This window comes from Arthrobacter sp. 01T419, from assembly GCF_056398865.1.
This window is the reverse complement of record NZ_JBFTQF010000019.1, coordinates 1-16,558: the sequence shown is the minus strand read 5'-3', so window position 1 is coordinate 16,558 and position 16,558 is coordinate 1. Positions and strand designations below refer to the sequence as shown.

Annotated in this window: 16 protein-coding genes; 3 read left to right on the top strand and 13 right to left on the bottom strand. The window is 63.4% G+C overall.

The genetic code is table 11. The annotated features are described in order from the left end of the window. Positions 1–34: 34 nt before the first annotated feature. From AC1DLO_RS20365 to AC1DLO_RS20345, 5 genes are all read right to left on the bottom strand, one after another. A complete protein-coding gene (locus AC1DLO_RS20365) occupies positions 35–898 on the bottom strand; it encodes an SDR family oxidoreductase (protein WP_476891812.1) in 864 nt (287 codons plus the stop codon). Further along, positions 899–1,351 (bottom strand): SRPBCC family protein, encoded by a 453-nt coding sequence (locus AC1DLO_RS20360; protein WP_476891813.1) that lies wholly within the window; start codon positions 1,349–1,351, stop codon positions 899–901. It lies immediately after the preceding gene. A 170-nt stretch (positions 1,352–1,521) separates the two neighbouring features. After that, positions 1,522–3,639, bottom strand: coding sequence for an ABC transporter permease subunit (locus AC1DLO_RS20355; protein WP_476891814.1), 2,118 nt, complete (start codon positions 3,637–3,639; stop codon positions 1,522–1,524). Positions 3,640–3,646: 7 nt separating this feature from the next. Further along, positions 3,647–4,867: a sugar ABC transporter substrate-binding protein gene (locus tag AC1DLO_RS20350; protein ID WP_476891815.1), complete on the bottom strand. Its 1,221-nt coding sequence runs from the start codon at positions 4,865–4,867 to the stop codon at positions 3,647–3,649. Positions 4,868–5,272: 405 nt separating this feature from the next. After that, positions 5,273–5,434 (bottom strand): hypothetical protein, encoded by a 162-nt coding sequence (locus tag AC1DLO_RS20345; protein ID WP_476891816.1) that lies wholly within the window; start codon positions 5,432–5,434, stop codon positions 5,273–5,275. Between the two features lie 13 nt (positions 5,435–5,447). Between AC1DLO_RS20345 and AC1DLO_RS20340 the strand changes: the two genes are divergently transcribed. Next, complete coding sequence (locus AC1DLO_RS20340) at positions 5,448–5,810, top strand: SPW repeat protein (protein WP_184734800.1); 363 nt, start codon at positions 5,448–5,450, stop codon at positions 5,808–5,810. Positions 5,811–5,938: 128 nt separating this feature from the next. On the opposite strand, the gene AC1DLO_RS20335 is transcribed toward AC1DLO_RS20340, so the two are convergent. The 3 genes from AC1DLO_RS20335 to AC1DLO_RS20325 form a co-directional block, all read right to left on the bottom strand. Further along, positions 5,939–6,937 carry a zinc-dependent alcohol dehydrogenase family protein gene (locus AC1DLO_RS20335; protein WP_476891817.1) on the bottom strand — a complete coding sequence of 333 codons (999 nt, stop codon included), beginning with the start codon at positions 6,935–6,937 and terminating at the stop codon, positions 5,939–5,941. 114 nt (positions 6,938–7,051) lie between these two features. After that, the gene (locus tag AC1DLO_RS20330) at positions 7,052–8,107 is read right to left on the bottom strand and encodes a zinc-dependent alcohol dehydrogenase family protein (protein WP_476891818.1); all 1,056 of its coding nucleotides are present in this window, start codon (positions 8,105–8,107) and stop codon (positions 7,052–7,054) included. A 10-nt stretch (positions 8,108–8,117) separates the two neighbouring features. Then, positions 8,118–8,336 carry a hypothetical protein gene (locus AC1DLO_RS20325; protein WP_184734805.1) on the bottom strand — a complete coding sequence of 73 codons (219 nt, stop codon included), beginning with the start codon at positions 8,334–8,336 and terminating at the stop codon, positions 8,118–8,120. A gap of 211 nt (positions 8,337–8,547) precedes the next feature. Between AC1DLO_RS20325 and AC1DLO_RS20320 the strand changes: the two genes are divergently transcribed. Beyond that, entirely contained in the window at positions 8,548–9,759 is a 1,212-nt protein-coding gene (locus AC1DLO_RS20320) for a low temperature requirement protein A (protein ID WP_476914585.1), read from the top strand. Here AC1DLO_RS20320 and AC1DLO_RS20315 read toward each other — a convergent pair. The 4 genes from AC1DLO_RS20315 to AC1DLO_RS20300 all read right to left on the bottom strand — a co-directional run bounded on the left by AC1DLO_RS20315 (position 9,749) and on the right by AC1DLO_RS20300 (position 15,305). Then, the gene (locus tag AC1DLO_RS20315) at positions 9,749–11,158 is read right to left on the bottom strand and encodes an aldehyde dehydrogenase family protein (RefSeq protein ID WP_476891820.1); all 1,410 of its coding nucleotides are present in this window, start codon (positions 11,156–11,158) and stop codon (positions 9,749–9,751) included. The genes AC1DLO_RS20320 and AC1DLO_RS20315 overlap by 11 nt on opposite strands. A gap of 168 nt (positions 11,159–11,326) precedes the next feature. After that, positions 11,327–11,857, bottom strand: coding sequence for a hypothetical protein (locus tag AC1DLO_RS20310; protein WP_476891821.1), 531 nt, complete (start codon positions 11,855–11,857; stop codon positions 11,327–11,329). A gap of 14 nt (positions 11,858–11,871) precedes the next feature. Next, positions 11,872–13,398: an APC family permease gene (locus AC1DLO_RS20305; protein WP_476891822.1), complete on the bottom strand. Its 1,527-nt coding sequence runs from the start codon at positions 13,396–13,398 to the stop codon at positions 11,872–11,874. Then, complete coding sequence (locus AC1DLO_RS20300) at positions 13,395–15,305, bottom strand: primary-amine oxidase (RefSeq protein ID WP_476891825.1); 1,911 nt, start codon at positions 15,303–15,305, stop codon at positions 13,395–13,397. The genes AC1DLO_RS20305 and AC1DLO_RS20300 overlap by 4 nt, the downstream gene beginning before the upstream one ends. A 134-nt stretch (positions 15,306–15,439) precedes the next feature. Here AC1DLO_RS20300 and AC1DLO_RS20295 point away from each other — a divergent pair, with 134 nt between their 5' ends. Beyond that, entirely contained in the window at positions 15,440–16,102 is a 663-nt protein-coding gene (locus AC1DLO_RS20295; RefSeq protein WP_476891823.1) for a TetR/AcrR family transcriptional regulator, read from the top strand. A gap of 18 nt (positions 16,103–16,120) precedes the next feature. Here AC1DLO_RS20295 and AC1DLO_RS20290 read toward each other — a convergent pair. Then, positions 16,121–16,558 (bottom strand): formylglycine-generating enzyme family protein (locus tag AC1DLO_RS20290; protein ID WP_476891824.1); only part of this gene is annotated, 438 nt, incomplete at its 5' end.

Below are 16,558 nucleotides of genomic sequence, written 5' to 3'. Positions count from 1 at the left end.
AAGACCAAGCCCGGCCGCCGTCGGGCTCCCTCCCTCAGACTACGTGGCCGAGGCTCGTGAGCAAGCGGGCGACGGCGTCCTCCGCGGTTGGGAGCGGGCCGAAGACCTCGCGCTGCCGGGTGGTGTCTGCGACGTAGCGCCCGGTCTGGAACCAGTCCATCATGGCCCCTAGATCCCCCGCCATCGGGGTGGTTGGTCCGAGGACCGTGACCGGCGTACGCAGCAGGCGGGCAGCGACATCTGCGATTTCCCGCATGCTTACCGGCCGGTCCCAGCCGATATCGATTCGCTGCCCGTCTACTCCGGTTGCGTCGACTGCTGCGGCAAGATAGCCAGCGAGATCGGCGGTGAGAACGAAAGTCAAGGGGATGCTCGGGGACCCGAACCAGGTGAGTTGCCCTTTGCTGAAAGGGTCGCCGCCGAAACGGGTGAGGGTGTCAAGGAATGCTCCCGGACGCAGCGCCACGAACGGAACTGCGAGTTCTTCGAGGCGATCCTCGGTCAGTTTCTTGTGCCAGAAGTGCGGAACGTCCGGGGTTTGATCGCAAGTGAGGATGCTCGTCAGGACGAACCTGCGGATGCCGGAACGGCTGGCCGCGTCGACGAGGTTGATGTTGCCCACTGCGTCGATGACCGGGCTATCGCCTTCCCGGTGTCGGGTGTATCCCGCCGCTGAGGTAATCACGGTGTCAATGCCGTCCATGGCCCGCAGAAGCGAGTCTGGCTCCATCATGTCGCCTCGGGCGATCGTGACCCCCGAGGCTTCCAATCGCGTCGCATCCGATCCGGGGCGCACCAAGGCGTGGACTTGCTTTCCCCGCGTCAGCAACTCGGACACCACCTGGGCGCCCAGCATGCCGGTGCCGCCGACCACAAGCACTGGTCCAAGCTCGGACATCTACTCCTCCACCTCGCCGCGCCACCCTCCGGTTTCGCTTCCACGCGACTCTATGAATTCCTTGAACTTCTTCAGGTCTGCCTTCACCTGCACATCGTCAACTTTGAGCGCGGCTCCCGCCTTCTCCACGAATGTTTCTGGCGCCCATTCGAAATGGACCTTGACGTGCGTGTGATTGGCGTCCAGCGGCGAAAACCTGATGATGCCTGCGTGCGACTTGCCATCAATGCTGCGCCAAGCGATCCGGTCGTCGGGTTCCTGGTCGACTATTTCAGTATCGAATTCCCGTTCTACGCCTCCGACCTTGGTGACCCAATGATTGGTCGTGTCGGTCAGCTGGGTAACGGACTCCACCCCTGGCATGAATTCAGGAAACGATTCGAACTGTGTCCACTGGTTGTAAGCCGTGTGAACAGGGACAGCCACGTCAATCGCCTCTTCAACCTTTTGCATTTTTCCTCCTCCCTGGGACTTGCATGGGACTGGCATGGGACTGGCCACAGGGATGGCCTGTGGAGGCGTCCCCTGAGTGAAGCCAGCCACACTTGAACGTTAAGCCTGCTGTTTATCCAAGTCCAGCCCGGCCAGGTGCAGCGTCCGTGCCTGGCCATCCAACAACCCGGTTACGTCCGGGCGCGCCCGCGGCGCGCGACCGCGTCGATCGTCACGGCTGCGACCAGAACAAGTGCAGTGACGACGTACTTCGCCGGTGCGCTGTAGCCCTGAAGCCCCATGCCGTTATCGATCGTCGCGATCACCAGCCCGCCGAGGACCCCGTGCAGCACCTTGCCTCGCCCGCCGAACAAGCTCGTCCCGCCGATCACCGCGGCCGCCACGGCGTAAAGCACCAGTGTGCCGCCGTCGTACGACGTCGAGACCGAGCGGAGCCGGGAGGCGTAGACGATTCCGGCGATTCCTGCTGTGAAGGAGGCGAGCATGAAAGCGATCGTGCGGATGCGCGCAAGGTTCACGCCTCCCCGCCGCGCGGCCTCGGCGTTGCCGCCAATAGCGTAGACGTAGCGGCCGAACCGGGTTCGGCCGAGCAGCAACGTCCAGGTGGCGAGGACGCCGAGCACCACGAGCAGGACCCACGGCACGCCGCTGATTTCGACCAAGGTGCCGCGATTTGTGTTGCATAGCCAAACCGTGGCCACGCCGGCCGCAACCACCGCTGCGATTTTCAGGGCGCTCACGCTGGGCGGCGGGGCGACGAGTCCCGAGTTCCGTCGTCGAGCGTCCCGTACCCACGTCCAGGTGCTGAACACTCCCGCGACGACCACCATGAGGCTCCAGCTGGTGATAGGGGTGAGATTACCGCTGGCGATGTTGTTGATGACGGGGTCGTTGATGGGCACCACTCCGCCGCTGCCGAGGATAATCAGCATCACGCCGAGCCAGCCGAGCTGGCCTCCGAGTGTGACGACGAACGAAGGTAGACCGAGGCGGGTAATGATCGTGCCGTGCAGGATCCCGATCCCCGCGCACGTAGCTAGCCCGACGACGATTCCCGCCCACCACGGCCAGCCGGTCGCCTCCTGGACGAGTTCGGCCATGATGACACCGCCTACGCCACCGACGTACCCGATTGACAAGTCGATCTCGCCAAGCAGGAGCACGAAAATCTGGCCCATCGCCAGCAGCATGAAGACTGAGCCCTGAATAAGCAGGTTCACCATGTTGCCTGGGGTCAGGAAATTCGGGTTCAGCGATTGGAATAGGACAGAGATCAGGAGCAAGCCGGCGAGCACTGGCAGTACTCCGCTCTCGCCGCCACGAACCCGCGCCAGCGCTGCACGGAAGTAATCGTCCAGCGACGTGGCGGTAATGTCGGGATTCAGCGCCAATGCGGCATCGCGCGCGGCAGCTTCGGTGGTCGGCTCGTCCTGAAGCGGGGCCGTGGCGGGCGGGAGCGGTCCCTTCGCCGCGGAAATCGGGCGTTTCGATGGCGTTGGCCCTGCAAGTTCCGGCCTTATCCGGTCCGAGTTGCCCGTGGTCATCAAGTCGACCACGATCTGCGTGTCCAATTCCTCGGTAGGTCGAACGTCTACGAGCCGCCCAAGCCTGAGGACGGCGATGCGGTCTGCCACCTCGAAAACGTCGTTCATGTTGTGCGAGACAACGACGACGGCAAGGCCGCGGTCCGCGAGCTGCCGGATCAGGTTGAGGACGACCTCCGTCTGGGCGACGCCGAGTGCCGCCGTCGGCTCATCCATGATGACGAGCTTCGAGTTCCACAGCACGGATTTCGCGATCGATACCGACTGGCGTTGCCCACCTGATAGCGAGGCGACAGGCTGCCGGATCGAACGCACGCTGGTCACGGCCAGGCTCGCCAGCGTTTCCCTGGCCGTGATCTCCATGCTCTCTTCATCGAGGAGAAGATGGCGCAGCCGCTCGCGGCCGAGGAACAGGTTCTGGACGATGTCGAGGTTGTCGCACAGGGCCAGGTCCTGATACACGGTCTCGATGCCGAGCGCGGCGGCTTCGTGTGGTGAGTTCAACCGTACGGGCTTGCTTTCCCAGAACAGCTGGCCGCCGTCGGGGGTGTGAATGCCGGCGACGCACTTAATCAATACCGATTTGCCCGCGCCATTGTCGCCCGCCAGGGCGGTTACCTTCCCGGTAGGTACCTCGAGGGTGATGTCGACCAGTGCCTGTACCGGCCCGAAATTCTTGTCGATCCCTACCAGCCGAAGCAGAGGCCCAGCGGCAGGAAGGGCCGGGGTTTCCAACTCACTCATTGTTCAACTACTGGATTCCTGCCGCGGTGCAAGCGTCCTTCACCTGCGAGATGCATAGCGAAGAGACCGTCACAGCGCCGTTCTTGACGACGGTGTCGGCCATGTTCTTCGTTGTCACCCACAGCGGGGTCAGCAGGATCGATGCGACGTCGGTCTTCGCGGTATCGTCCGTGGTCTTGCCATTCACCAAGGTTGAAGGAATGCTCATGCCCGCCCGCAGATAGAGTGCCGCCGCCGCGGCAGCCTGGGCCTCAAAGTAGATCGGCTTGTACACCGTTCCGCACTGGTAGCCCTTCAGGATGTTCTGCAAACCGGACAATGACGCATCCTGCCCTGTGGTGGGGAAGGTTTTGGCAGGGATTTGCTTGCTCTGCAGGTACGCGATCACCGCGTTGGCGTTGTCATCGTTGGGCGTGACCACCGCGTTGATGTTCGGGTGGGCTGTGTACTGCTGCGCGAACGTCGTCTGTGCCACTGACGGGGTCCAGGTACCGGCGGGCTCGCCTGCGTTCACGTACTCGCCGTTGTCGAAGTGCGGTTTCAGGACGCCGTTGTAGCCTTCGGCGAATAGCTTCGCGTTATTGTCGGTCGGGTCGCCATCCATGATCAGGACGTTCGGCTTGGTGACTTTCCAATCTGCGAGGCAACTGATTTCGCCTTGGCCGATCAGTTGACCGACCTTGACGTTGTCGAAACTGACGTAGGTTCGATCCTTCGCTCCGCCTTTGACGAGCCGGTCATAGTCGATCACCTTGACGCCCCGCGAGGTGGCGGCCGCCTCGATGGCCGCGCCTGAACCCGAGTCCAGGGCATCGACCAGCAGCACGGACGCTCCGGCCGTGATGTCAGCCTCGGCCTGTGTTTGCATCGTGCTTGCGCTGCCCTGCGCGTTATCAATCTTGAACTTGCTGGCGTCGAGTCCCGCGGCTTCGAATGCCTTCTTCAGGTACGGGGCATCGAAGGTGACGTACCGCGCGGAAGTCGTGGTGTCCGGTAGAAGTACGCCGACCATGCCCTTGCCTTGCGAAGCGAGCGACGTGAGCTGCTTCATCGCTGAGAAATCGGCCGTGAACGCATCGGCCGAGATCTGGGGTACGGCTCCTCCGGAACTCGTGGTGCTTGGCGAAGTCGGTGTACTCGGGCTTGAGCAGGCAGCGAGCGCCGTGATAGCGAGGGTTGCAATGAAGGCGGTTCCGGCGCCTCGTGCCGGGACCTTCATGTTTAACATTTCTTTCCTTCCATTGGTTGCGACTTCAAGCGACCTGGCGGGGTCGGGCCGGAACCTGGGCGTTGTCGCCGGACGTAGGTCCACGCCGGAGGCCACGGCGGTTTTCACCAACGGACGTCGAAAAGTCAGCACAGAGCTGACTGGCGACTTTTATGACCAGCGACTCGATATCACGGGGTCCTCTCTGGACGAACATGCCGGCGATGGCGGGCATGTTCGTCAATGTTGCTCTATGACTACGTTCTAGACCGGAAGTCGGCTCTTAGCAAGGCTTCGTGCGCGGCAGGATTCGACGACGGCGATGCCGGGGTTCCCGGGGCACAGGAGCCGAGCGTCGCCGTCGTCGAGGGCCCAGGGGCCAATCCGCGCGGGCACCGGTCGGGAAGCAGCTGCGTACGGATTTTGTTACATCAATACCGGAGCGGCGATGGCAGCGGAACCGTGCGGCCCGTTGGGCGCCAGGACTGTCACCGCGGCGCCCGATGACGGTACTTCGTAAGAAGTCACCGTCAACAAGAGAAGCGCTGGGGTGCCCTCCAAGGCGTCCCGGGGTGCAGTCCACATCACAGAGGTGGTTTCAATGAAGAAATGGACGCGATGGCAGGATTGGGTCACGGTTGTTGCCGGACTCTATGCTGCCCTATCGGTCATCTGGACCACGGCGGCCGGTGGGTCGGCTGCCTTGATGGTCGTGTTCGGCGCTTTGCTGATCATCAGCGGCGTCATCAATCTGGCCATGCCCGGAACGCCGGTCATGGAGTGGGTCCAGGCAGGCTTGGGCGCCTTGCTCTTCCTCTCTCCGTGGATGGGTTCCTACGCCATGCAAACCGGCGTCGCCTGGACATCTTGGATTACCGGGCTGGTGGCGCTCGTCGTCACCGCGACGGCGATCAAGCCCAGCACCGAGGAACACCGGCATCACATGGTCAGCCCTTCGCACTGAACAGAGTTGACCCTGAAAAACAGAGTTGACCCTGAACAGAGTTGACCCCAACAGTGAACAGCGACCGGCGGGGCACCCGCCGGTCGCTTGCTCTTGTATCCGCACGCAGACCCGGGTAGACCCTCAGGTCACGCTTGCAGGACCGCAGCCCCGGTTACTCGGCCGGCGGCCAGGTCCCGTAGCGCCTGATCGGCTTCAGCCAACGGATACGCCGTGGTGGTCGGGGCTAGGGGAATTTCTGCTGCCAGGGACCAGAACTCCTCGCCGTCTGCCCGGGTGTTGGCGGTAACACTGCGGAGTTGCCGCTCATGGAAGAGCTCGGTGGAATAGTTCAAGGGCGGTATGCCGCTCAGGTGGATGCCTGCGATGGCGAGCGTCCCGCCCCGGTCCAATGCCCTGAGCGCCACAGGGACGAGGTCCCCGACAGGGGCAAAAAGTATTGCTGAGTCGAGCATGTCTGGTGGGGAGTCGAAGGCGTCGCCGACAAAGACGGCGCCCAGATCACGTGCCAGTGACCGGGCCTGCTCCGAACGGGTCATCACGTAGACCTCCGCCCCTTGATAGCGCGCCATTTGCGCCGTGAGATGCGCTGAACCCCCGAATCCGTAGAGACCCAGCCGGCCACCGCGCGGAACGGCGGCGCGTTTGAGTGCGCGGTAGCCGATGATGCCCGAGCACAGTAGGGGTGCCGCGTGCTCGTCTGAAAATTGATCCGGAATGGCATAGGCGAAATCCTCGGAGACTGTCAGTTGTTCGGCATAGCCGCCGTCCCTGTCCCATCCGGTGAAGACAGGGGAGAGGCAAAGATTCTCTTCGGCGCGCCGGCAATACCGGCACGTCCCACAGGTTCCTCCAAGCCAGGCCACCCCGACCCTGTCGCCACCTTGGAATCTCACACACCCATCGCCCATGCCGCTGACCACTCCCACCACTTCATGACCGGGCACTACATCCGGCACCCGCGGCGCAAGGTCGCCCTCGGCCAGATGCAGATCCGTCCGGCAGACACCACAGGTCCGGACACTGACCAGCAGCTCCTTGTACCCCGGTTGCGGATCGGGCCGCTCGCCCCAAACAAGTGGCGCTGACGTTATCGGACCGGGTTCATGCACCCACCACGCACGCATCGTTCCTTGCCTCGAAGCTTGATCTGGCGCCTTCTCTATGGATTCTCCCGCTGTTCCGTGGCATACGCCACAGCCCCGTCATTCCCCAGGAGCCTGCGGTTCACTCCATACCGGTCAGGGAGTCAGAAGGACCTTGATGGCGCGCCGCTCGTCCATGGCGCGGTACGCCTCAGGGGCTTCCTCGAGCGGCATCACGGCGTCGAAGACCCGGCCCGGATTGATCGTGCCGTCGAGTACGTCCGCGAGCAGTTCCGGGATGTACGTCCGGGCCGGGGCCATTCCACCCGCAATCGAGATGTTGGTGTCGAACAGGTAGCGTAGTCGGGCCTCGGCCCCGCCTGTCGGGACACCCACAAAGCCGAGCGCGCCGCCCGGGCGGACGCTGTGCAGTGCCTGTTCCATGGATTCCTTGGTCCCGACGCACTCCAGCACAGAGTCCGCCAGTACGCCTCCCAACAACTCGCGGACCTTGGCGACGCCCTCTTCGCCGCGTTCAGCCACGATGTCCGTGGCTCCGAACTCGCGCGCAATGGCCTGGCGGTCGGCGTGCCGGGACATAGCGATGATTCGCTCGGCTCCGAGCCGCTTCGCCGCGAGCACGCCACAGAGACCCACCGCGCCGTCGCCGACAACGACGACGGTCCTACCGGGCCGGGCCTTTGCTGCCAGGGCGGCGTGGTGGCCGGTAGCCATGACATCGGACAGCGTCAGCAGACTGGCGCGTAGCGCGTCGTCCGGCACCGTGACGCCTGGAACCTTGACGAGGGTGGAGTCTGCGAGCGGTACCCGGACCGCCTGGCCCTGGCCGCCGTCGATCGCGTACCCACTGTCGTCCTTGCCTCCCCAGCCAGCCAAATGGTCGCAGGCCACCGTGACGCCTTCCAGGCATTGGGGGCAGGCGCCGCAGCTGACGACAAACGGGGCGATCACGAAGTCGCCCACCGTCAGGGTGGTGACATCGTCGCCAACGCTTTCCACGGTGCCGATGAATTCATGCCCGATCGCTGATGGCTTGTGGGTGGGCTTGACACCGCGGTAAGGCCAAAGGTCCGATCCGCAGACGCAGGAAGCGGTGACCTTCACGATGACGTCGGTGGGCAGCTGGACCGTGGGATAGTTACGGTCTTCAACACGGATGTCGCCGGGGCCGTGGATGATGGTGGCGCGCATGGTGTTCCTCCTACATCAGCCACTGGACAGTGACGTTCATGGCAAGCAGGGCATTTGTCAGGGGTGCAAGTATCGAATCGTCGGCCTCCATGCGGCGCAGCGTCTCCAGGAATTCATCCAGCTGAACGGTTGTGAACCCGCCGTCCTGGAGCTGTTGGATGGCGAGCTCCCTATTCTGTTTCCTGGTGTTGCTGAACCGCGGATTAACCTCCGGCGGTAGCGATTCCATCTCCAAGGCCTTTACTCGTCCCCCCGGTTCAATGCCCAAAAATGCACTAGCCTTCAAGGTTATTGTTGCATTTCATACGCTACTATCTTGCCCCGTGGGTTGCACTGCTGCAGTTCCTTCGTGCTGCCCGATCTTTGAGTGCCGCACCCCGTCACGCCGTTCGAAAGGACCCCCAGGACAGACTGGGCTCCCCAACCAATAGCATTGGTCAATGATGCATAAGTCGTCGGCTGATGGCGCGTTGACCCACGAGGTGGCCCGGGATCCCCGCCGTGTGCATTGGATGGAACTGTTTTTCGACCTCGTCTTCGTGGCTTTCGTCGGGCAGCTTGCCCGTGGTATTCACGGCAATCCTGGGTGGGCAGAGTTCGGTACCTTCGTCCTGCTCTTCTTCCCGGCTTGGTGGGCATGGGTGAACATCGTGTCCGTGGTCAACCTCTTGCCCGGACTGTCGTCCCGGGCCCTGGGTATCGCGATGCTCGCGGCCATGGCAGCGGCGAGCGTCATGGCCGCGGCTGCGCCGGGTGCTTTTGGCGAACGGGCATGGGCCTTTTCGCTCGCCAATGCCGCCATACGCGTGGTCCTGCTGGTCTTATGGTTGTATCAACACCGCGAGAAGTCAGCCGAGACCCCGTGGCGCATTTGGATCTACAACGGCGGAACGGCTGCCCTCTGGTTTGCCGCGGCCTTCTTGCCGCTCGCTGTTGCGGTTGCCCTGTGGGCCACGGCTATCGTCGTCGAGGTTGGCATGGTGGCAATCAGTGCGCGCCTTTGGCCTGATCGTGGCATCGGCGGTATCAATATCGAACACGCTTCCGAGCGGCTTGGATTGTTCGTCATCATTGTCCTCGGCGAATCCATCTTCACGATCGTCACTGAGGTATCCGATGATTGGGGTCCCGGCGCCGGGCTGGTCGGCGCGCTCGGATTCCYCATTGTTTCCTTCCTTGGGTGGGCGTTCTTCCAATACGGCACCGGGACCATCACTGCGGGGCTCGAGCGCCTGCAGGCCCGCTCGGACTTCGCGGGGATACTCCAGACCACGTTGTTCCTGCCGTTTCTCCTCGTGCTGGGAGTGACAGCAATCGCAGGGGCGATCGCGACCGCCATTCCAGCACCATACGAGCACCTGCCGATCGGTTCAGGGATCTCGCTCGGCGGCGGTCTGGCTCTTTTCTATGCGTGCAATGCGATCGTGACCCTTCGCTATGGTCAGCCACCGCGGGTAGTGCTGCCATGGGCCGTGCCCACGGTGGTGATCGCGGTCCTCCTCATACCGGTGAGCGCTCTGGTTCCCGGCGCCGTCGTTTTGGGCCTTGCCGTGATTGTCCTGCTCCTTGTCACGGCCTACGTGGAGATCCAGAGGCGGCGGCGCAGGAGACCAGCCCCTGCAGCCGCGCCTCCGTCACCGCTTAGCCGTTGATGATCTGTGGTACGCCGAGGGCTTTGAGGCCTTCGACGCCGAATTCGAGGCCGTAGCCGGACTGCTTTGCTCCGCCGAAGGGGATGCGGGGATCCACGGCGCCGTGCTTGTTGATCCAGACCGTTCCGGCCTGAATGCGCGCGGCTACCTTCCGGGCCTCGTCCAGGTTCGATGACCACACCGAGGCGCCGAGTCCGACGTCGAGCGCGTTCGCCTTGGCAACCGCCTCATCAACCGTACTGTAGCGGATGATCGGCAAGGCGGGGCCGAACTGTTCCTCGGCGACCAGCGGATTGCCGTTGTCGATGTCGGCCACGAGGGTGGTGGGGTAGAAGTTGCCGGACTGCTCGGGGTTCGGGTTGCCGCCGAGCAGGATGCGGGCGCCGGAGTCGCGAGCTGCGTCCACGAGCGCGGCGACGACGTCGTACTGCGCGCGGTTCTGCAGCGGACCCAAAACGTTGGCTTCGTCAAGTCCGTTGCCCATCGGCATCGCCGCTGCGACAGCGGCAAGCTCGGAACAGACGGCCTCGTAGATGTCCTCGTGGACGTAGAGGCGCTTGAGCGCGGCGCAGGTCTGGCCGGTGTTGATGAAGGCACCCCAGAAGAGGCCTTCGGCGATCGCTGCAGGGTCGGCGTCGGGTAGGACGATTCCGGCGTCGTTGCCGCCGAGCTCCAGGGTGAGGCGTTTGACGGTGTCCGCGGAGGATTTGATGATCGCTTTGCCGGTGGCGGTGGAGCCGGTGAACATGACCTTGCCGATCGCGGGGTGTTCGGCGAGGCGGGCGCCGACGTCGCGGCCGCCGGAGACCACGGTGAGGAGGCCGTCGGGGAGTTCCTCGTTGAGGACCTTGGCCAGGGCCAGCACACTGAGCGGGGTGTATTCGGAGGGCTTGACCACCACGGCGTTGCCCATGCGCAGGGCGGGGGCGATCTGCCAGATGGTGATCATCATGGGCCAGTTCCAGGGGCCGATCGCGCCGACGACGCCGATGGGCCGGTAGTGCAATTCGGCGCGGGTCTCGCCGTCGTCCACGACGGTTTCCGGTTCCAGCGGAGTGCCGGCGGCAGCACGCAACCAGGCGGCGCAGGCGCCGACTTCGAAGCGGGCGTTGGGGCCGTTGAGCGGTTTGCCCTGCTCCCGGGAGAGCAGGTGGGCGAGTTCTTCGGCGGAGCGTTCGACGGCGTCGGCGGCCTTGAGCAGCGCAGCTGAGCGGGCGTCGTGGCCCAGCGCAGCCCACGCGGGCTGGGCAGCTTGCGCGGCGGCGACAGCGCGTTCAAGGTCTTCGACGGTGTGCACCGGGGCTTGCCCGACGGCGGTTCCGGTTGCGGGGTCGAAAATCGTGCGGGATTCGCCGGAGGACGGGGTGATTGAAGCCAGAAGTGCGTCGTAGGTTTCCAAGGGTTACTCCACTCTGAGTTGGTACTGCTCACCGCCGGCGTGGCCGTGAGGCTGGTGTTGACTCTGCCTGCCCGACGGGAAGGCGTCTTGTGTATCTGGGAAGGGCCGTTGACGTTGGGTGAACGGCTTCGATGAGGGTGTGCTGTTTCAAGAGGGGCGGCGAGGGCATCACAGGGCCATCAGGATCATCGCTCCCAACGCACCTGCCGAAGAAAGGGCCTCGACAGGTTCAAACGCGTGACGACGGTGACCTGTCCGGCCGCTCGGCCGGACCGACCGGGCCGCCACCATGATTGAGTAGGCGATCACTGCAACCGCGAGGGCTACCGCCAGGACGGGGTTCACTCCTCCAAGTCCCGAGTGCGCGTGGGCTTGGTGGATTGCACCCGACGAGCCTGGGGAGAGGGTTGTGACGAGGATTGCGAACATGGCCAGGATTGACATTGAACGGTGTACTTCCATGCCACCACGGCGATCCTTGGGGAGGAGCACCAGCGGAAGTGGAGAGGTGAGAAGCAAAATCAGGCCCCAAACAACGCCCGGAAGGATGCCTGGTCCAACGGTTGTATCCGCCATCGCCACGAGCATGAGTGCCATCGGGCCCCATTGGCTGAGGTTTCTGACCAGGCCTTCGCGCAGCGGGCTCCAGATTCCGAGGGCACAGCAGGCCAGCATGACTATCGAAAGGATGGTGTGCATTGGTTTGCCGATCGTCAGTCCCGGTGCTGCAAGTCTTCTTCGTCACCGAGGTGGACGGCGGCTGGGCCTTCTTCGCCGTGCCCGATCCGCCGATAGACGGCTGGCCGGCTACTGCGGAGGCGGAATGCCCAGGCGATCCCCACCAAGCCGGGCACGATGATCGTGGCCGGCAGGATGAACGTCAGCGCATTAGTGTCATTCTGGCCTAGCAATACGTTGAAGTTGACCACGATCAGAACGAAGATCACGGCGAGGAGCACGAACCCCAGGGCAGGTGCGATCACACGGGTCCAGATTCCAGCGTCATGCCTGTTTTTGCGGAAGAATCCAATGACTGCCAGCGAAACAACGGTCATCAAGAGGACAAGTCCCATGGCGCCGTCATTGGTCAGCCACGTGAACATGGTCAGGACAGGGTAGAGACCGCCAAGCGTCGATCCGGTTCCCGCGATGGCGAAGGCTACCGTGACTACGACGGCGATGACCGTCTGGGCGATCGACCCGGCGTACGGGGCGCCGCTGTGCCGACGCACGGCTCCAAGCTTTCGGGGAAGGACCTGTTCGCGGCCAAGGGAGAAGAAGTAGCGGGCGGCCGCGTTGTGGAAGCTGACGAGGGCTGCGAAGAGGCTAGTGACGAAGAGCAATCGGGCCAGGTCTGCGAGAAGGACGCCCGTGTGGTCGCCCAGGAAGCCGAACATCAGGTCCGGTCCTTGTTTTGCGGACGCATCGACCACCGCGGACGGTCCTGTTCCGATCGCCATGGCCCAGGAAGAAACAGCGTAGAACAGGGCGATGATGGCTACCGCGGTGTACGTTGCCCGGGCGACCGTGTGCTTGGGGTCCTTGCTTTCCTCGCCGTAGATCGCAGCCGACTCAAATCCCATGAACGCGGCGATGCCGAAGGAGAGGACCGCTCCGACGCCTGGGACGAAGAGGCTTTCCGGGCTAAGGGGCGCTCCGCTGACGCCTTCCGGTGCCACAGCAAAGGAGACGACGTCGTAAACGATCACCACGAGGAACTCCAGGCCGACGAGCACCCCAAGGACTTTCGCCGACAGATCCACCCGGTTCACACCAAGAAACGCGACGACGGCGATGCAGACCAGCACCGGGATCCACCAGGGGACTGTGGCGCCGAAGCGTTCGTTGATCAGGCTTGAAACGGTGAAGCCGAAGAGGCCGTAGATGCCGACTTGCATCAGGTTGTAGGCCATCAGCGCTACCATGGAAACCCCGACGCCAATGGGCCGGGAGATGCCCTGCGCGACGTAGGAATAGAAGGCGCCGGCGTTGACGACGTACCTGCTCATCGCCGCGTAACCGACCGCGAAAACAGCGAGAGTTCCGCCAAGCAGCAAGAAGGACAGCGGTACGCCGGTGACCCCGGTGACGGCGAACGTCGTCGTCACGCCGCCGGCGAGGACGGTAAGCGGTGCCGAGGCTGCGATGATCATGAAGGTCACCGCGGGGACGCCAAGGCGGCCTCGTTGATGATGCGGGTGGGCCACTTCGGTGGGCTCTTTTCCTGTTGTCACGCTCATTTTTGTGCCTCCATATGGCAATGGCCGCCCTCAGCGGGCTTCGACGCCGGTACATCGAGCACGGGGCTCCGGTCGAAGAAGCCTTCGGGGCGGAGTTTGAAGCCCACCGTGTCGACCGGCATGATGGGCCAGTCCTCCGGTCGGGGGAAATGGGTCAGTCCGAAGGTGTGCCACACCACGATGTCCTGTCCGTCGATGTCCCTGTCACGGGCAACGTAGGACGGCAGCCCGGCTCCTCCGGAGTGTTGGTTGACGAAATCGCCGCTGGGGTAGTGCTCGGCCTCGTCGTGGCGGGTCACCCACAGGTCCTTGGTGGCGAATGCGGCACGCTGGGCGATTGATGATTGGGGGTCGGCCAGGAGCATGGGATGCCCTTGGCCATGGAGTTTGTAGGCCACGGGTTCGCCGAGGCGGTTGAGGGATTCGGGATTCGAGATCACCCAGGCCCGTCCCGCTGCCATGTCGGACTCCCGCACACCTTCCGATTCGCGCTTAAGGACAGTCCGACGGCGGGTGAAGGCGTTGCCGCGTTCGTTGCCTGCGCCCATTGGCACCCGGACAGCGTCCTCTTCCTCGACGCGGTTGGTGAGTCCGTCGACGGCAAAGTCCAGGCGGGCGCTGAAGAGGTGCTGGTGGAAGGGGGCGCCGAGACCGGGGGCGAGTTCGGAGGCATAGGGGTAGCCTTTCCCGGGGTGGGCGCTGGTGAAGACGACGCCGGTGGCCTTGGCCTCGAACTCGATGGTGCCGTCGAGGTAGAGGTACCAGTAGAAGCCGTAGTCGTAGTTGCCAATGGTGGTAAAGAAGCTGATGACCAGCCGGCGGTTCCGACGCGTGTAGTTCACTCCGCTCCACAGATCACTGTGCTTGGCGAGGATGCTCCAGTCCTCTTCGTGCATGCAGATGCCGTTGCGGATTTCGCGTGGCTGGCCGAACGCATCGCTGACTACCGGGCTGAGGTAGGTGATTTCGCCGAGGCAGTCGCAGCCAAGTTCCAGGGAGTTTGCGTACTGGCCCACCAAGTATTCACCGGTGTCGAAGTAGTTCTGCCAGGAGCGCACGGGGGAGGGGTCGCCGTAAGGCACTACCATTTCGGCGATCGAAGCCCGCTTGAGGATACTGCGGCGGCGATCGCCGTCGTCGAACGCGACATTGTGCAGGACCACGCCTTCGCGGACATCGAAACCGATGTCGAGGCTCCACTTTTCCCACTCGACGTGGTTTCCGCCCTGAACCGTGAAGCTCGGGCCTTCCGGCTGGGTGATGTGGATCGGCTTTTGAGTAGTGCGCATCGGGCCGGTCAGCTCCGGGTCCGTGAAGTTGCCGTGCTCCTCCGGGACCGGGACCGCTCCGAAATCCAGAACCTTGTCCACGGTCTTGCTGACGACGTCGACGTAGGCAACCAGTCCGTCCACAGGATGGGCCCAAGCGCTGTCTTCCGGAAATTCCTGAACGAAAGCCAAGCCACGCAGGATCCGGCGGCCCTTCTCTTCCGGGTATTCGAAAACGCCGGCCGACAGGGGAGCGACCCTCACTTTGCTGACGTCGAGATTCCGGTCAGCCAAGGCCTTCAGCCAGCGTTCGTCCTGCGAGAGGACCTCTTCCACCACCTCGAATTCTTCTTCGATGACCGGAAGCTCGCCCGTCACCGAGGTGTCGAGTTCCACCTTCGAGACGACTTCCTGCTGCGTCACAGAGACAACGACGTCCTGTGCCGCTCCGGATGAAACGTCATGCAAGAACGCCCTGAACCTGCGGTCCACGATTTTCGAATTGCGCCCCGAGTCGCGCGGGGGATCGAGCAGTCCAAGGTAGGCCACCCGGGTGGTTTCGCCGAAGAGTCCGGCGGCGGTGAGAATGCCCTTGACTGCCGTGATGTCATCGCCGGTAGTCAACGCGTACGCAGCCATTTCGGCGATTTCTGGAGAGGAAGTTGTGCTCATGGAAGGCCTTCGGGGTCGACGGATTTATTTTCTATGTGTGTAGAGAATAGCATCGTGTAATCTGAGTCACAACGGTTGTAGAAAAAAGATTTGGGGAACGTGTGCCGAAGATCGTAGACCACGACAAGCGCCGGGTGGAGCTCGTCGAAGCCACCTGGCGGATCATCGCGAAGAGGGGGATCGAGGGTGCAACCATGCGCGAAATTGCGATGGAAGCGGGCTTTGCCAATGGTGCACTCAAGCCTTATTTTCCGACGAAGGATGACCTGCTGACTTTTGCCTTCGCGCACGTTTTCAACCAGACGAACGCCCGCATGGGCAACTCAACTGCGCACCAGCACGGACTGTCGGCGTTGCGCAGCTACTGCCACGAAATCCTGCCGCTCGATGCCGAGAGGCTCAACGAGGCGCGAATAGCCATCGCGTTCTGGCAGCGCGCACTCACGGACCCCGCGAAGGCGGCGTTGCATGATTCCTCGATGGAGCAATGGCGTGAGTCGCTCTTCGCCAGGCTCCGTGAAGCCAGGGACCTGGGCGAGCTGAAGGAGGGGCTGAACGACGACGACATCGTCGGCGGGATCATGACGTTCGCGCTCGGTGCGCAGATCACAGCAACCCTCACCCCCGAGCACCACTCGCCGGATCAGTTGCGGTCCCAACTGGAGACCTATATTTCGCTCATTTCAGCCGAAAGGAGCGCACTCGTCCCGACTGCCGGATCGGCGAGCTCCGATGAGGGCAGACGGTTCCTCAGCGGCTGTTAAGTGGGCGCGGAAGGGACGTTACGCGGACGCCACCGTGCGGAAGCCGCAGTTACCGCTCGAGGATTCGGGGGTGTTGGAGGTTCTGGCGGCGACGCGATAGCGGTTGCAGTACGAGTCGTGGCAGAGGTAGGAGCCGCCGCGCATGACCCGGCCAGCGCCGATCGTGGGGCCTTGGGGGTTGTGGACGGGGGAGTTGCGGTAGTACTTGGGCAGGAACCAGTCCGCGCACCATTCCCACACGTTCCCGGCCACTTCGTAGAGTCCGTAGCCGTTGGGCGGGAATGATTTCACGGCGGCGGCGCCCAGATGGCCGTCCTCTTCCGTGTTCAGGGTGGGGAAGGTGCCTTGCCAGATGTTGCAGCGGTGTTCGCCCTCCGGCGTGAGCTCATCGCCCCAGGCGTAGCGTTTCCCGGCGAGCCCGCCGCGGGCGGAGTACTCCCATTCGGCTTCAGTGGG

Bases quoted from the DNA above. Each gene is read 5' to 3' on its own strand.
- AC1DLO_RS20355 (WP_476891814.1), bottom strand. From the start codon at position 3,639: ATGAGTGAGTTGGAAACCCCGGCCCTTCCTGCCGCTGGGCCTCTGCTT.
- AC1DLO_RS20325 (WP_184734805.1), bottom strand. From the start codon at position 8,336: ATGGAATCGCTACCGCCGGAGGTTAATCCGCGGTTCAGCAACACCAGG.
- AC1DLO_RS20335 (WP_476891817.1), bottom strand. From the start codon at position 6,937: ATGCGTGCGTGGTGGGTGCATGAACCCGGTCCGATAACGTCAGCGCCA.
- AC1DLO_RS20350 (WP_476891815.1), bottom strand. From the start codon at position 4,867: ATGTTAAACATGAAGGTCCCGGCACGAGGCGCCGGAACCGCCTTCATT.
- AC1DLO_RS20330 (WP_476891818.1), bottom strand. From the start codon at position 8,107: ATGCGCGCCACCATCATCCACGGCCCCGGCGACATCCGTGTTGAAGAC.
- AC1DLO_RS20340 (WP_184734800.1), top strand. From the start codon at position 5,448: ATGAAGAAATGGACGCGATGGCAGGATTGGGTCACGGTTGTTGCCGGA.
- AC1DLO_RS20300 (WP_476891825.1), bottom strand. From the start codon at position 15,305: ATGGCTGCGTACGCGTTGACTACCGGCGATGACATCACGGCAGTCAAG.
- AC1DLO_RS20310 (WP_476891821.1), bottom strand. From the start codon at position 11,857: ATGCACACCATCCTTTCGATAGTCATGCTGGCCTGCTGTGCCCTCGGA.
- AC1DLO_RS20305 (WP_476891822.1), bottom strand. From the start codon at position 13,398: ATGAGCGTGACAACAGGAAAAGAGCCCACCGAAGTGGCCCACCCGCAT.
- AC1DLO_RS20365 (WP_476891812.1), bottom strand. From the start codon at position 898: ATGTCCGAGCTTGGACCAGTGCTTGTGGTCGGCGGCACCGGCATGCTG.
- AC1DLO_RS20360 (WP_476891813.1), bottom strand. From the start codon at position 1,351: ATGCAAAAGGTTGAAGAGGCGATTGACGTGGCTGTCCCTGTTCACACG.